Below are 15,227 nucleotides of genomic sequence, written 5' to 3'. Positions count from 1 at the left end.
CGTAGATCCAGTGCGGATTTATAAAGGATCTCGATATTCCGAGTGGAGCAATAGCGAACCCCTAGCCGCTCATTTATAAATGTCTGATGCCGGATCGGCGGAGAACGCCCCCAAAGCCCCAGTCCCTCGTTTATAAATAGTTGATCGCGGTTCGGCGGCGAACACTTCCAAAGCCCCAGCCGCGAGGCGGGCGCACGCTCGCTGCGGTCCTCAGTCGCTCGTTTCACTCGCTCCTTGCGGTCCTTGCGTCGCCTGCGCCCGCCTCGCGGCTGCCCCTTTGAGTCCCACCCCGCACAGCACCGCAACCGCACCTCACACCTCCCCAGCCTCGTCGGCCTCCCTCCGGTCGGCCGACTCCCTCGCGCGTGCTGCTCGCGGCCAAGGGCCGCTCGCAGGCACGCGCCACCGCCTCGTTTATCTATAAATCGTGTCCACGCAGGGTCAAGGACGCATCCGGCTACGAATCGACCACGCTCGACGGATCGCTCGCACCCGCCTCGTCCGCGACGCGCCCGGGGAGGAACGAGCCGGTCTCCCGGCGGACGCCGAGGAGGAGGACGCAGCCGGCGAGCAGCGGGAGGACGGCGCAGGCGGCGTAGATGGGCGTGAACCCGACCGCCTCGATCAGCGGGAGCGACACCATGGGGCCGAGGCCGCCGCCCACGTCGCCGAGGACGTTGTTCGTCCCCGAGGCGCGCCCCATCCGCTCGTCGGGGGTCAGGTCCGCGAGCAGGGCCATCATCGGGCCGCTCGTCCCGCCCTGCCCGGCGCCGATGAAGACGCAGGCGAGGCCTAAGGAGACGACCGACCCGGCCCGCGCGAGCAGCAGGAACCCGACGAACGAGACGGCGAGGAACGTCAGCAGGATCGGTGTCCGGGAGTCGCGGGTGTCGGAGATCCGGCCGCCGGCGAGCATGAAGACCGCGGCCGAGACGACCGTGCCCGCCATGAACAGCCCGGAGGTCCCCTGCGGGGCGAGCCCGAACAGCGAGATGTCGTTCGCGCCGAGGAACAGGACGAGCGTCGAGAACAGCGCGCCGATGTACGCGAACATCAGCCCGAAGTTGACCAGCCCGACGGTCACGGCGGGCACGGCGGTGTCGACCTCCCACGGCTTGATCGAGTCCCCGGAGCGGTCGCTCGTGACGTGCGTCTCCGGGACGTAGCGGTGGGCGACGACGCTGGCGGTGAGCGCGAACGCGGCCGCGACGACGAACGCCGCGACGTTGCCCGCGATCGCGGAGACGATCCCACCGAGCACGAGGCCGGCCGGGAACCCCATCGTGATCCCGCCGCGGACGATCCCCATGTTCGTCCCCCGCGAGCCGCCGTCAGAGAGGTCGGCGGCGATGGTGTACGCGGTCGCGAACACCGCGGCGGAGCCGAGCCCCCACAGGATCCGTGCGATCAGGAACCAGGTTTCCGGCGCGACGGCCGCCGCCAGCGGAGCGAACCACTCCTCGGCGCCGATGGTCACCGGGCCCGCCGCGAGCGTCGGTAGCGAGGCCGCGAGGGGACGGAGCGACTCCGCGGGCGGCATCACGAGCGCGACGACGTAACCGAGCGTGGCGACCCCCTCGACGAACAGCCCGACCACGAACGGCTTGCGCGTCCCGTATCGGTCGACGAGGGCGCCGGCGGGCGCGTTCGCGACGAGCCGGACCCACCGGTTCGCGGAGAGGATCACGCCGACCATAAACGCCGAGATACCGAGGACCGCACCGAGGTTCGGCAGGATCGGAAAGACGACGCCGCCGCCGAAGCCGACGAAGAACGTGCTCGCGATCACCGCGAGCAGCACCGGCGGCGGCCGCTCGAACCCGAAGCGGGTCATTCCGTGTCTCCCGCGGCGCCGTCGCTCTCCGACCCGTCCCGGTCCCGCCGTATGGATTCGATCCCGGCGTCGAGCGGCGGCAGCTCGACGCCATCGACGAGCAGCGGCCCCACGGTCCGCCGGAGCGCCGCCTCGGCGACCTGGCGGGTGTAGCCGTCGGCCTCGTCGCCGCGTTCGGCGCCCGCGAGGGTGATCTGTCGGGTCCGCGCGCCGTCGAGAGTCGCCACGAGCAGCGCCGCCGTCTCCTCGACGTCGACGTCGCGGAAGACGCCGGTCTCGATGCCGTCCGCCAGGATGTCGGCGACGGTCCCGCGGAGCAGCCGGTCGCTACGCGCCAACTGCTCGCGGATCCGTTCGTTGAACGGCCCCTGCGTGCGCAGTTCCAACAGCGCGATGTGGAACGCCTCGCGGTCGGCCTCGTCGGGGGCGAAGACGAACCACCCGACGAACTGGACCAGTCGGTCGACGGGCGGGTCGTCGGCGCGGGCCGCGATCCGGTCCTCGGAGTCGGAGATGACGTACTCCAGGAAGGCGACGAGCAGGTCCTCTTTCGTGTCGTAGTGGTAGTGAAGCAGCGACTTGCTCTTCGAACACTCGTCGGCGATGTCCTGCATCGTCAGGTCGGCGTAGCCGTGAGCGCGGAGGGCGCTGTACACTCCGTCCATGATCTCCTCCGCCGCGCTCGGCGCGTCGCTCATTGACTGACTAGTCAGTCAACGATCGGTAAATCCCTATCGGTCGGAGCCGTTCCACCGGACCCGCTCGCCGCTGCCGCGCCCCCGCCGCTCGGCGGCCGAACGCGCTCCGGCGCGGCCGCTCCGGGAACGGGTACAGTCGAAAAGCCGATTCGCCTCGGTGTCGTCGCCGACTTACAGACGGGTGAGGTTCGTGGCGCGCGGACCCTTGTCCGCTTCCTCGATGTCGAACTCGACTTCCTGACCCTCCTCCAGGTCCGGACCGCCGACGTCCTCCATGTGGAAGAACACGTCCTCGTCCGCGTCGTCAGTCGAAATGAAACCGTAGCCGCCCGTGTCGTTGAAGAAGTCAACTTCGCCTTTCGCCATTACGACCGTAGAAGCGGGAGTGGGACATATAAGGCTTCCGCGACGGGCCGCGGCGTGGAACGGTGCGGTCCGACGGCGGGACGACGCCCGCGGGCGGAGTCGCGACACCTCCCGCGATCCGGCGTCGAGACGCCTTTCCGGCCCGACGGAGCGCTCCCCGGATTTCCGAGACGCGGGAGCGAGCGCCGCCGTGTTAGTAACTACTATACGACCCCGGTTCAGAACCGTTAGTATGAGTCAGTCGTACAATCGAGGCCTCATCGAGGACTTCGGCCGTTGGCGGGAGTTCGAGGCGGGGATGTGGGCGTGGATATTCCACAAGTTCACGGGATGGGTGCTCATCGGGTACCTGTTCACGCACATCGCCGTGTTGAGTACGGGGATTCCGGCCGCCGGTGCGAGCGAAGCGGCGATCGCCGCGGGGAACGACGTGTACACCCAGACCATCGTCTCGCTGGAGGGGCTGCTGCTGGTTCGCATCCTGGAGGTCGGCCTGCTTGCCGTCGCCGTCTTCCACATGCTCAACGGGACCCGGCTACTGCTCGTCGACCTCGGTATCGGGCTGGACGCACAGGACAAGAGCTTCTACGCGTCGCTAATCTTAACCGGAGCGATCACCGTCGCGTCCGTGCCGACGTTCATCGCGGGGGCGTTCTGAGATGGCCGAGCGCTACTCCTCGTTCCAGTCGGGCGGTCGGATGTGGCTGCTCCAGCGGGTCACGGCGGTCTTCCTCTTAGTCGTGTTGGCGTTCCACTTCTTCCTGCTTCACTTCGTCCACCACGCCGACGAGGTGTCCTTCCTCGCCAGCTCCGCCCGGATGGAGCAGCTGAGCTACTACTCGCTGATGATCCTCTTCCTCGTGACCGCGACGTTCCACGGGGTCAACGGCGTCTACAACGCCTTGGTGAACCAGGGGCTCACCGGCACGAAACGCACCGTGATCAAGTGGACGCTCGTCGCCGCGAGCGTCGTGTTGATCGCGCAGGGAATCCGCACCGCGAACGCGTGGGCGGGAATCGGACTCTACTGACCCGACAATGAGCACGCAAATTCCGAAGCAGACCGAGGAATCGAGCGAGACCGACGCCGAGACGGAGCCGGCCTCGAAGGGCGACGAGCGCCGCGCCGAGAAGCGGCGCCGCGCGGCCGAGCGCCGCGAGCAGCGGCAGGCGGAGGAGGCCGAGAAGGCGGCCGCCGACGAGAGCACGGTGGAGCTGAAGGTGTTCCGCTACGACCCGCAGGTCGAGGGGAAACAGGAGCCGCGGTTCGACACGTTCCACGTCCCGTTCACGAAGGGGATGACCGTCCTCGACGCGCTGATGTACGCGCGCGACACGTACGACTCTTCGCTCACGTTCCGGCACTCCTGCCGGCAGGCGGTGTGCGGGTCCGACGCGATGTTCGTCAACGGCGGCCAGAAGCTGGCGTGTAAGACCCAGATCTCGGACCTCGAAGAGCCGGTCCGCGTCGAACCCCTCCCGCACGCCGAGGTGACGAAGGACCTCGTCGTCGACATGGAGCACTTCTACGACCAGATGGAGGCCGTCGAGCCGTACTTCCAGACGAACGAGTACCCGGACGGCGAGCTCGAAGAGCAGCGTCAGGACCGGGAGAACCGCGAGAAGATCAAGATGTCCACGCGCTGTATCTGGTGTGGCGCGTGTATGTCCTCGTGTAACATCGCCGCGGGCGACAACGAGTACCTCGGGCCGGCCGCGATCAACAAGGCGTACCGGTTCGCGATGGACGAGCGGGAAGGCGAGGATATCAAACAGAAGCGCTTGGAGATCATCGAGCAGGAACACGGGGTCTGGCGGTGTCAGACCCAGTTCTCCTGTACGGAAGTGTGCCCGAAGGACATTCCTCTCACCGACCACATCCAGGAGCTGAAACGCGAGGCGGTCAAGAACAACCTGAAGTTCTGGTGAATCGAATCTAAAACGACTCCCGGTGATCCCGACAGACAGTATCAAGGGACTCCGGAACCTACGAAATTACATCCCAACAATGTACGAACACGACGTCGTCGTCGTCGGAGCCGGCGGGGCGGGACTCCGGGCGGCGATCGCGGCACAGGAAGCGGGCGCGGACGTGGCGATGGTGTCGAAGCTCCATCCCGTCCGGTCGCACACGGGCGCGGCAGAGGGCGGCATCAACGCGGCGCTGCGCGACGCCGACTCCTGGCAGGACCACGCCTACGACACGATGAAGGGGTCCGACTACCTCGGTGACGCGCCCGCGGTCGAGGCGCTCTGTCAGGAGAGCCCCGAGGAGGTCATCCGCCTCGAACACTGGGGGATGCCGTTCTCCCGCGAGGACGACGGCCGCGTCTCCCAGCGGCCGTTCGGCGGCCTCTCGTTCCCGCGCACGACCTACGCGGGCGCCGAGACCGGCCACCAGATGCTCCACACGATGTACGAGCAGGTGGTCAAACGCGGGATCACGGTGTACGACGAGTGGCACGTGATGGACCTGGCGGTCACCGACGAGGACGACCCCGCGGAGCGGACCTGCCACGGCGTGGTCGGGTACGACATCCAAAGCGGCGAGATCAGCGGCTTCCGCGCCAGAGACGGCGTCATCCTCGCGACGGGCGGGATGGGGCAGGTGTTCGACCACACCACCAACGCGGTGGCGAACACCGGCGACGGCGTCGCGATGGCGTACCGCGCCGGCGTCCCGATGGAGGACATGGAGTTCATCCAGTTCCACCCGACGACGCTGCCGTCGACGGGCGTCCTCATCTCCGAGGGCGTCCGCGGCGAGGGGGGTATCCTCTACAACAGCGAGGGCGAGCGGTTCATGTTCGAACACGGGTACGCGAACAACGACGGCGAGCTCGCCTCCCGCGATGTCGTCTCGCGCGCCGAACTGACCGAGGTCAACGAGGGGCGCGGCATCGAAGACGAGTACGTCCACCTCGACATGCGGCATTTAGGCGAGGAGCGCATCCTCGACCGGCTGGAGAACATCCTCCACCTCGCTGAGGACTTCGAGGGCGCCGACGGGCTCACGGAGCCGATGCCGGTCAAACCCGGCCAGCACTACGCGATGGGCGGTATCGAGACGAACGAGTTCGGCGAGACGGTGATCGACGGGCTGTACGCGGCCGGCGAGTGCGCCTGCGCCTCCGTTCACGGGGCGAACCGTCTCGGCGGGAACGCGCTGCCCGAACTCATCGTCTTCGGCAAGCGCGCCGGCCGTCACGCCGCCGGCGAGGAGATGGGCGAGGCCGAGGTCACGACCGGCCGGTCCAGCGACTGGGAGCCGGCCGACTACGAGTTCGGCGTCGAAGTCGGAGACACCGGCGGCTCGGGCACGGCCGCGGCCGACGGCGGCGCGGTGGCGACCGACGCCGAGGGCGTCCTCGGGGCGGCCGTCGACCGCGCGCAGGAGCGCGTCGAGGAGCTGCTCTCCCGGAAGGGACGCAACCACGCGGAGATCCGCTCCGCGGTCCAGGAGACGATGACGGACAACGTCAACGTGTTCCGCGAGGAGGGCCGGCTCGAGGAGACGCTGGCGGACCTCCGCGAGGCCCGCGAGGCGTATGAGGAGGTCGCGGTGTCGGACCCGTCGCGGACGTTCAACACCGACCTCATCCACACCATCGAGACGCGGAACATCCTCGACCTCGCGGAGGCGCTGACGATGGGCGCGCTCGCCCGCGAGGAGTTCCGGGGCGCTCACTGGCGCAAGGAGCATCAGGAGCGCAAGGACGAGAACTGGCTGAAACACACGCTCATCTCGTGGAACGACGGCGAGCCGGAGCTGTGGTACAAACCGGTCGTCCTCGAGGGCGAGAACAAGACGTACGAGCCGAAGAGTCGCTCGTACTGAGCCGGTCGCCAACGCCGGGCAGCTCGCGACGCGGCGGTCCCGGTGTGGACCTCGCCGGGCCCCGTCGCGGGCTCCGCCGCGCCTCGCCCGATCGATCCGGATCGTTCACGGTTTGCTATCCGTCGACGATCGAAATCTGGCGTCGATATTCGTCGATTGAGCGTTCGTCGATCGACGTACTCTACTCGAATATGCCGTTTTCGCCGGAGGCAATCGCTTTTCGAGCCCCTTCTGGAGTTTCGACGAACGTTGAAATGGGGGTTTATTATCGTCGAACTCAACGGATCGGACAAGATGTTAGAAACCGAAACCGCGTCCGCGACGGCCCCGGCGCTCCCCCGGGAGCTCCAGTCGCCCCGCGCAAAGCTCGTGTACCTCTACCTGACCACGAACGGCGACGCCACGGTCTCGGAGATGGGCGAGTCGCTCGGGATGAAGAAGCTCTCCCTGTACAGCATCCTGAAAACCCTCCGCAGCGAGGGGCTCGTCGACTGCGACGGCGACTGTTACGTGCCGAACTGACGCGGCCGCTTTCTCGACGCGGGATCGACGGGGAGACCCGCCTCGCGTCGGAGCGTTTAGGGGCGCGGAACGCTCACACCGACCGTGGACGCGAACCAGACGGAGTTCGAGAACCCGTTCGCGATGGACCCCGACTGCGAGAACTGCGACGAGCTGTGCGGCGCGCGCGAGCGCGTCGTTCACGGCTACGGCGACGTCGGCGCCGAGTTCCTCGTGGTCGGGACGGCGCCGACGGCGGCCGCCGAGCGCAACGGCGTCCCCTTTACCGGCGAGGGGGGCGGCGAGCGCGTCCAGTCGATCTTCGGTGACCTCGGCTTCGTCCGGTCGGAGTCGGACGCCGCGGAGCCGGACGTCCAGAACGTCTTCTTCACGAACCTGACGCGGTGTCGACACCCGGACCGCGACCCGACGGATCGCGAGGTGGATACCTGTGAGCCCTTCCTCAACGCGGAGATCCGGATGATAAACCCGCAGATCATCGTGCCGGTCGGCGAGCGACCCCTCCGCGAGCTGGCCGTCGAGTACACGACGCGCCGGCCGGACTCCTTCGACGTCGACGCCGAACACGCGACGACGGTCCGCGGGCGCGGGTTCGAACTGGTGCCGATGAAGGAGCCGGCGGAGATGAGCGACGCCGAGGCCGACGCCTTCCGCGATCACATGCGCGAGAACGTGTTGAGCCGCGACTACCGGCAGACGAAGGGACGGCAGAGCCGCTGAGCCGGCGGAGCGTCGTTCGCCGCCGCGCGCCGTCGTCGTTCAGTCGTCGAGGTCGACGTCGTCTAAGATTCCCTCGGTCGCCTCCTTGCTGTCGGCGCCGAACGCGCAGTCGACGAGGATGTGCCCGCCGAGCGTCGACGGCGAGATCACCTGATCGGCGCCGGCGCGGCGGAGCTTGTCGACGTTCTCCCGCTGGGTCACCGCCGCGACGATCCGCACGTCCGGGTTGAGCTGACGGGCGGTGAGGATGGCGAGCGCGTCGCGCGCGTCGTCTTCGGTCGCGGCGACGACCGCGCGGGCGCCGTCGAGGTTCACCCGTTCGAGCGGATCGACGTCGCTGGGGTCTGCCGTGAACACCGGGATGTCGCGCTCCGCGAGCCGCCTCGCGGCGGTCTCGTCGGGCGTCACCACCGCGTAGTCGACGCCGTCGCGGGCGGCGAGCTCTTCGAGTATCGGTTCCGTCAGGTCCCCGTAGCCTAAAACGAGGACGTGGTCGTCGAGGAGGTCGATCTGTCTGTCGGTCATTTTTCCGAGCGCCTTGGAGAGCTGCGCCTCGATGGCGGGCGTGAGGAGGACCCCGAGCGCCACCGCGAAGGCGGCGACGTTCATCACGAGCGAGGAGAGCACGAACAGCTGCGCGATGTCGGCGGCGGCGCCGGGTTGGGGGTAGATGTCGCCGTAGCCGACGGTCGAGGCCGTGACGACGGTGAAGTAGAACGCGTCGACGATGGTCTCCACGTTGGTGAACCGGTCGCGTAGCGCGTACGTCCCGACCGTTCCGTACGAGACGGCGGTCACGAGCGCCGCGCCGGCGGCGAGCTGGGTCGGCGACGGCGAGAACTGCCTGTCGAACCGACGACGGTTGTAGACCAGCGCGGGCACCGAGAGGACTGACAGCGCCACGAGCGGGAACGACAGCACCGACGCCTGCATCAGCCCCTGAAGCGCGGTCAGCGGGAGCAGGATCGCCGTGGAGTACCAGCCGACGCGGTAGCCGTTCTTCAGCGCGAAGCCGCTCCCGAGCATCGAAAAGCCCGTGATCGTCCCCGTGAAGCCGACGGTCTGGCGGACGAAGTCGGGGACCAGCGGGGCGAGCGGGCCGGAGACCCCCAGCCCGCCGATCTGGGCGAGCCCGGCGAGGATCGACAGCACCGCGACCGCGAACGTCAGGAGGATCGACGCTCGGACGGTCACCCAGTCCCGGGTCAGCTCCATATCCCCGCGTCGCCGAGACCGGACTTAAACCCCGCGAGGCGCACGTGGCGGTGAATCGTCGCGTCGTCGGACCCCCGCGCCGACACACGTTTAACCGCGCCGCCGGTTGGGGGGCGTATGTCGCTGCCCGTCGAGATCGTCTTCGGCGTCTACCTCGGCGTCATCACCGGGATCGTTCCCGCGCTGGTGGCCGGAGTCCTCGGGTTCGTGTTCAAGTACGTCACCGACGTGACTATTCCCGGGCTCGGGGTCGTCGTGTTGTCGCTCGCGATCGCCGGCGTCAACGGCGGGCTGCTCGCGCTCAACGACGAGACGATCCGGTCGTCGGAGCGCGCGCCGGCGATCCTCACGGCGATCGTCGTGGTGCTGATGCTCTCGATGTACGCCCACGCGCAGGGGGACCGGCTCGGCGCTACCGTCCCCAAGCGGATCTCGCTCAAACAGCTCCGCGACCGGACGCTCTCGACCGACGTGATCGAGCTCGTCGGGGGCCGCGGGCGGGTCTCCGTCGAGGTGACGGGGGAGGTGAACGACATGGAGGGGTACCCGTCGCTACCGGCCGACACGCGCCGAGCGATCGTCGACGGCGACTGGACGTTCCCGGCCGACCTCCCGCTCGCGGAGCTCGAAGCCCGGCTCGCAGAACGGCTCCGGACCGAACTCGACCTGGCGGACGTGGCGGTCCGGATCGACGAGCAGGCGCGGGCGACCGTCTCCGCCGCGCCGCCGGCCGGAGCGCTCTCGAAACGGGTGCCCGACGGGAAGCGCGCGGTGTCGGTGTCGGCGCTCGTGCCGACCGGTATCGCCCGCGGCGACGTGGTCCGGGTGATCACTCCGGACGCCGACGTCGAGGGGGCGGTCCTCGCCGCGCGATCGAGCGGGAAGCCGGAACCGGGGGCCGCCGCGACGCCGGAACCCGCTCCCACCGCGGGCGACGACCCGGACGCGGACGACGACCTCCGGGCCGACGGCGGCGAGGCCGCCGTCTCCTCCCCGCCGGCCGCGACCGCGCCCACGACGACCGGCGGTGAGGGGCGAGTGACGCTCGCCGTCGACCGCTCGCAGGCGACGGCGCTCCTCGGCGTCGACCGCGGGCGCGTGCTGGTGCTGTCGCGAGGCACTCGCCGCGAGTACGAGCTCACGGCCCTGCTGCGGCGGGCCGGGAAGCGGTTCCGGAAGGTGTCTGTCGTCGCCGGCGGGCCGCTCGACGGCCACACCATCGGCGAGGCCGAGGTCCGCGAGGCGTACGACGTGGCCGTCCTCGCGGCCCGTCACGAGTCGTGGACGATCGCGCCGAGCGGATCGCAGTCGCTGTCGGCGGGCGACGCCCTGTTCGTCGTCGGGAGCCGCGACGCCCTCGACCGGTTCACGGAGGCGGCGGCGTGACGCTCGCGCTCGCCGCCGCCGCGGACGCGGTCGTCGCGGGGGTCGACCTCGGCACCGCCGCCTCCCCTCTCGCCGCCTCCCCTCTCGCCGCCTCCCCTCTCGTCGCTTCCCCCCTCGCCGCCGCGGTCGATGTCGGCTTCGCACGCCCTCGACAGGCGGCGGTCACCCTCGTCACGTTCGCGGTCGTCGCCGCTCTCTTCGCGGGGGGCGCGGCGCTGGCCTACCGCTGGTACTTCCGCGCGGAGATACCCGAGGGAGTGACCGGTCTGATCGGCGTCTCCGTCGTCGCGTTGTACCTCAACACGACATCGCTTGGGTCGGTCGCGGTCGGCGACAACCCCGCCCTCCTGGCGCCCGAGAGCGTGTTCTTCAACCTCGTCTCGCTCGGCGTCGCGGCGGTGACGGCCCCCGTCGGCCGGTACGCGGGCGACCGGCTCGCGGTCGACGTGTTCGCGCTCTCCGGGGCCAAGCAGCTCGAAGGGGAGCTGAGCGGCATCGTGCGCGCGGTGGGGCGGTTCACGGCGGTGACGCTCCCGCCGGCGGACGACATCGCCGACATGGACACGTACGACCCGGTTTCCCCGGAAAAGAAGGCGGAAATCGCCGAGACGACCCTGCTCTTCCCGCGAAAGCTGTCGGCGGCGGAACTCCGCGAGCGGCTCGTCGCCCGGCTCAAAGCCGAGTACGGCGTCGGCTACGTCGACGTCGACCTCGACGCGGACGGGTCGGTCGAGTACTTCGCGGTCGGCTCTCGCGCCGCCGGGCTCGGTCCGACGCTCGCGCCGGGTTCGGCGGCGGTCGCGGTGGCGGCCGACCCCCCGAACAACGCCACCGCCGGCGACACGGTCCAGCTGTGGTGCGACGGTCCGGAGCCGAAGCGCGTCGCGACGGGCGAACTGCGGGGGGTCGCCGGCGACGCCGTCACCGTCGCGCTCGACGAGTCGGACGCCGAACCGCTGACGGACGAGGGCGACTACCGGCTCGTGACGCTGCCCGCGGAGCCGCGGGCGGACCGGGAGTTCGCCTCGCTGCTGCGGAACGCGGACGAGACGATGGCCTCCGTCACCGTCGGGGCGGGGAGCGACCTCGACGGCAGCACCGTCGGCGAGGTCGGGGCCGTCGTCGCCGCGGTCCGTCCGGCCGACGAGTCGGTCAGACCGATCCCGCCGCGCGCCTACGCCTTCCGCGCCGGCGACCTCGTGTACCTCGTCGGCCGCCCGGACGCGATCCGTCGGTTCGAGACGGCCGCAACGGCGACCGCCGGGAGTACCGGGACCGAGGGCGCGGACCCGGCGACCTCCGCGGACGGACCCGTCGGGGACTCCCACGACGCCGACGTCGCCGCCGACTCCGACGGGACGCAACGCTCTTGAGTCGCCCGCGCGGGGATCCGCGTATGGAGTGGAAGCTGTTCGCCGACCTCGCGGAGATCGCGGGCGACCGCGCGGTGACGGTCGACGCGGAGCCGGGCGACACGGTCGGCGACGCGCTCGACGCGCTGCTGGACGCGCACCCCGACCTCCGGGACCGCGTTATCGAGGACGGGACGGTCGCCGACCACATCAACGTCCTCCGGAACGGGCGCAGCGTCCGCCACGACGAGGGGTTCGACGCGACGCTCGAAGCGGGCGACGAACTGGCGCTGTTCCCGCCCGTGAGCGGCGGGACCGTCGGGCGGTAGACCGGTCGTTTCAAACGCACGCCGCCCCCATCGGGAGCCATGACCGACAGCGACGAGGGGACGCGAGGCGAGACCGGGGACGCGGGCGACGACCACGCCGCGGACGCCCACGGCGACCACGGCCCGCACCGCGAGGAGTTCCACGAGGACCCGATGGGTCACACCCGCGCGACCGCCGGGATGACGGTGAGCGAACTCGTCGACGGCTACGGCGACGCGGGGATCGGCGCCGCCGCGGTCAACGAGGCGGGAGACGTGCTCGCGGAGATGTTCGCGAACGAGGACTGTACCGTGTTCTGCTCGCTCGCTGGCGCGATGGTCCCCGCCGGCATGCGCCGGATCGTCGCCGACCTCATCCGGGACGGCTACGTCGACGCCCTCGTGACCACCGGGGCGAACCTCACCCACGACGCCATCGAGGCCATCGGCGGGAAACACCACCACGGCCGGACCCACGATCCGGAGAAGAGCGCCCGCGAACACGACGAGGGGCTCCGCGACGAGGAGGTCGACCGCATCTACAACGTCTACCTTCCCCAAGAGCACTTCGCCGAGTTCGAGGGGCACCTCCGCGAGGAGGTGTTCCCGGCGCTGGAGGCCGACCGCGGCGCCGACGCCGAGGGCGGCGGCGAGAGCGACGGACCGAGGGACGGCGCGGTCTCGATCGCTGACCTCACGCGCGAACTCGGCCGCGCGAACGCCGCGGTCAACGAGCGCGACGACGTCGCCGAGGGGCCGGGCGTCGCGGCCGCCGCCTACGAGTGCGACGTGCCGATCTACTGCCCCGCGGTTCAAGACTCCGTCCTGGGGCTTCAGGCGTGGATGTACGCCCAGACCGCGGAGTTCACGCTCGACGCGCTCGCGGACATGACCGAACTGACGGACCTCGCGTTCGACGCCGACGACGCCGGCTGTCTGCTCGTCGGCGGCGGCGTCCCGAAGAACTTCACGCTCCAGACGATGCTCGTCACGCCGCGTGCCTACGACTACGCCGTCCAGATCACGATGGACCCGGAGGCGACCGGCGGGCTCTCCGGCGCGAGCCTCGACGAGGCGCGCTCGTGGGGGAAACTGGAGAAGGACGCGCGCAACGCCTCGGTCTACGGCGACGCGACGGTGATGCTCCCGATGCTCGTCGCCGCCGCCCGCGAGCGCGTGGAGTAGGAGCGCGAGCGCAATTCTGACCGCGTCATTGATTATAAATCGATCCGCGGTGGCGCGTGCCGGTGAGCGGCCGACAGGCCGCGAACCGCACGCGCGAGGTCGTCGGGCTTCGCCCGACTGCCAGAGGCGCGTCGCGCCTCGCTGTCGCCGGCGCGACGCGCCGGCTGCCAGCGGGACCTTCGGTCCCTCGCTGGAGTCGGCCGACCGGAGCGAAGCGGAGGGAGGCCGACGAGACTGGGGAGGCGTGAGGTGCGGTTGCGGTGCTGTGCGGGACGCAAAGGGGCAGTCACCGGCGGCAGAGCCGCCGGTTGCCCATGGCGCGTAGCGCCACGCTGTCGCGAGCGCGCCGAGCTCTCGCGACTGGGGCTTTGGCGGTGCCCGTCACCGGCGATCGGTTTGCCTATCCAACTAAGCGGTCGAAAACGTCCACCACGTCGGAGCCGAATTATCCTCGCGTGTCCAGATCCATCGCCTCGGCGAGGAGCGCGTGCGAGTCGAGCGCGTCGTCGTGGTCGGGAACCGTGTGCTGGATCATCACCTCGTCGACGCCGACCCGGTCGGCCAGCTGCTCCAACAGCCCCGAAATCGTCTCCGGGCTCCCGGAGATCGACCGCGGCCACTCGTCGTCGTCCAGCGTCGCGGGCGTCGGCTCGGGCGCGCCGCCGAGCTCGTCGACCGCCTCCGCGACGGTCGGCGTCTCGTCGCCCAGTTCCCCCCGTTTCATCCGGCGGAACGTCGCCTCCGCGGGGGCGCGCCGCCGGGCCGCGGCCTCGTCCGTCTCCGCCGCGACCGCGTTGACCGCCACCAGCCCCCGCGGCTCGTCCAGCCCCCCGAGCCCGCCCTCGGGGTCGAACGCCTCGCGGTAGGCCGCGAACGCGCGCTCGGCGAAGCCGGGGCGGATGAAGCCGGCGAAGCAGTAGCGGAGCCCCAGTTCGCCGGCGATCTCCCCGCTCGCCGGGCTCGACCCCAGTACCCACGGGACGGCCGGCCCCGAATCCGAGCCCGGCACCGAGAGGTCGGCGTACGCGTGGTCCTCGGGATACGCGTCCCGGAGGTGGTTCACCACGGCGGTGATCCGCTCGCGGTGGTCCTCGTTCGGGTTCTCGACGCGCCGGTCGGTGCCGAGCGCGCGGTCCGAGGCGGGCGAGCCGTTCGCCCGGCCCATCCCGAGGTCGACGCGGCCGGGCGCCAGCCCGTCGAGGACGCCGAACGACTCGGCCACGTTGAACGGGCTGTAGTGGTTCAGGAGGACGGCGCCCGAGCCGATCCGGATCGAGTCGGTCGCGCCCGCGAGCCGCCCGAGCAGCACCTCGGGCGTGGTGCCCGCGAGGCGGTCGCCCATTCCGTGGTGTTCGGCGACCCAGAACCGCTCGTAGCCCAGCTGCTCGGCCTGTTTCGCGGCGTCGACCGTGTTCGCGAACGCGTCCGCCGCGGTGCCGCCGCGGGGGACCGGCGAGAGGTCGACGACTGAGAGGTCCATGTCCGCGGTCGGCGACGGTCGCGGGAAACGGTTTGGGTGCCGGCGGCGTCGTGGCGGACCGCAACTGGATCCGGTGCGGTGGCGCGTGCCTGCGAGGCCGCCCCGCGGCCGAGCGGCACGCGCGAGGGACGCGGTGAGCGCTCGAAGAGCGCGAACCGCGAGGCTGGGGAGGCGTGAGGTGCGGTCGCGGTGCTGGCGGGGCGGGAATCAAAGGGGCAGCCGCGAGGGCGAAGCACGGCGACGCAAGCACCGCAAGGAGCGAGCAGCGCGAGCGACTGAGGAGCGCAGCGAGCCGCGCGAGTCCTCGCGGCTGGGGCTTTGGA

Annotated in this window: 15 protein-coding genes; 10 read left to right on the top strand and 5 right to left on the bottom strand. The window is 70.2% G+C overall.

The window, feature by feature from the left end:
• Positions 1-457: 457 nt before the first annotated feature.
• From EXE42_RS00075 to EXE42_RS00065, 3 genes are all read right to left on the bottom strand, one after another.
• Entirely contained in the window at positions 458-1,834 is a 1,377-nt protein-coding gene (locus EXE42_RS00075; RefSeq protein ID WP_092920121.1) for an MFS transporter, read from the bottom strand.
• Positions 1,831-2,532, bottom strand: coding sequence for a TetR/AcrR family transcriptional regulator (locus EXE42_RS00070; RefSeq protein WP_092920122.1), 702 nt, complete (start codon positions 2,530-2,532; stop codon positions 1,831-1,833). Before EXE42_RS00070 ends, EXE42_RS00075 begins: the two co-directional genes overlap by 4 nt.
• 171 nt (positions 2,533-2,703) lie before the next feature.
• Positions 2,704-2,898 carry a cold-shock protein gene (locus EXE42_RS00065; RefSeq protein ID WP_006628233.1) on the bottom strand — a complete coding sequence of 65 codons (195 nt, stop codon included), beginning with the start codon at positions 2,896-2,898 and terminating at the stop codon, positions 2,704-2,706.
• A 232-nt stretch (positions 2,899-3,130) separates the two neighbouring features.
• Here EXE42_RS00065 and sdhC point away from each other — a divergent pair, with 232 nt between their 5' ends.
• From sdhC to EXE42_RS00035, 6 genes are all read left to right on the top strand, one after another.
• A complete protein-coding gene (sdhC, locus tag EXE42_RS00060) occupies positions 3,131-3,556 on the top strand; it encodes a succinate dehydrogenase, cytochrome b556 subunit (protein ID WP_092920123.1) in 426 nt (141 codons plus the stop codon).
• A 1-nt stretch (position 3,557) separates the two neighbouring features.
• Positions 3,558-3,929 carry a succinate dehydrogenase hydrophobic membrane anchor subunit gene (locus EXE42_RS00055; RefSeq protein ID WP_092920124.1) on the top strand — a complete coding sequence of 124 codons (372 nt, stop codon included), beginning with the start codon at positions 3,558-3,560 and terminating at the stop codon, positions 3,927-3,929.
• 7 nt (positions 3,930-3,936) lie between these two features.
• Positions 3,937-4,827: a succinate dehydrogenase/fumarate reductase iron-sulfur subunit gene (locus EXE42_RS00050; RefSeq protein WP_092920125.1), complete on the top strand. Its 891-nt coding sequence runs from the start codon at positions 3,937-3,939 to the stop codon at positions 4,825-4,827.
• A gap of 79 nt (positions 4,828-4,906) precedes the next feature.
• Positions 4,907-6,736 carry an FAD-binding protein gene (locus EXE42_RS00045; RefSeq protein WP_092920126.1) on the top strand — a complete coding sequence of 610 codons (1,830 nt, stop codon included), beginning with the start codon at positions 4,907-4,909 and terminating at the stop codon, positions 6,734-6,736.
• 294 nt (positions 6,737-7,030) lie between these two features.
• Entirely contained in the window at positions 7,031-7,258 is a 228-nt protein-coding gene (locus EXE42_RS00040) for a TrmB family transcriptional regulator (RefSeq protein ID WP_092920127.1), read from the top strand.
• An 84-nt stretch (positions 7,259-7,342) separates the two neighbouring features.
• On the top strand, positions 7,343-7,978 hold the full coding sequence (locus EXE42_RS00035) for a uracil-DNA glycosylase family protein (protein ID WP_092920128.1): 636 nt from the start codon (positions 7,343-7,345) through the stop codon (positions 7,976-7,978).
• Positions 7,979-8,017: 39 nt separating this feature from the next.
• Here the strand turns inward: EXE42_RS00035 and EXE42_RS00030 are convergent, their stop codons facing one another.
• On the bottom strand, positions 8,018-9,193 hold the full coding sequence (locus tag EXE42_RS00030; protein WP_137705663.1) for an NAD-binding protein: 1,176 nt from the start codon (positions 9,191-9,193) through the stop codon (positions 8,018-8,020).
• A 117-nt stretch (positions 9,194-9,310) separates the two neighbouring features.
• Here EXE42_RS00030 and EXE42_RS00025 point away from each other — a divergent pair, with 117 nt between their 5' ends.
• From EXE42_RS00025 to EXE42_RS00010, 4 genes are read left to right on the top strand one after another with little or no spacing between them, the layout of a single operon-like run.
• Positions 9,311-10,579, top strand: a complete 1,269-nt coding sequence (locus tag EXE42_RS00025; protein WP_137705662.1) for a potassium channel family protein — start codon at positions 9,311-9,313, stop codon at positions 10,577-10,579.
• Positions 10,576-11,952, top strand: coding sequence for a cation:proton antiporter regulatory subunit (locus EXE42_RS00020; protein WP_137705661.1), 1,377 nt, complete (start codon positions 10,576-10,578; stop codon positions 11,950-11,952). The genes EXE42_RS00025 and EXE42_RS00020 overlap by 4 nt, the downstream gene beginning before the upstream one ends.
• Before the next feature lie 23 nt (positions 11,953-11,975).
• Positions 11,976-12,260, top strand: coding sequence for a ubiquitin-like small modifier protein 1 (locus EXE42_RS00015; RefSeq protein ID WP_092920132.1), 285 nt, complete (start codon positions 11,976-11,978; stop codon positions 12,258-12,260).
• 39 nt (positions 12,261-12,299) lie between these two features.
• On the top strand, positions 12,300-13,424 hold the full coding sequence (locus tag EXE42_RS00010; RefSeq protein WP_137705660.1) for a deoxyhypusine synthase: 1,125 nt from the start codon (positions 12,300-12,302) through the stop codon (positions 13,422-13,424).
• Positions 13,425-13,869: 445 nt separating this feature from the next.
• On the opposite strand, the gene EXE42_RS00005 is transcribed toward EXE42_RS00010, so the two are convergent.
• Positions 13,870-14,904, bottom strand: coding sequence for an LLM class flavin-dependent oxidoreductase (locus tag EXE42_RS00005; protein ID WP_137705659.1), 1,035 nt, complete (start codon positions 14,902-14,904; stop codon positions 13,870-13,872).
• Positions 14,905-15,227 lie beyond the last annotated feature (323 nt).

This window comes from Halorubrum sp. SP3, from assembly GCF_005435195.1.
GTDB lineage: Archaea > Halobacteriota > Halobacteria > Halobacteriales > Haloferacaceae > Halorubrum > Halorubrum sodomense.
This window is presented reverse-complemented; position numbering and strand designations above follow the sequence as displayed.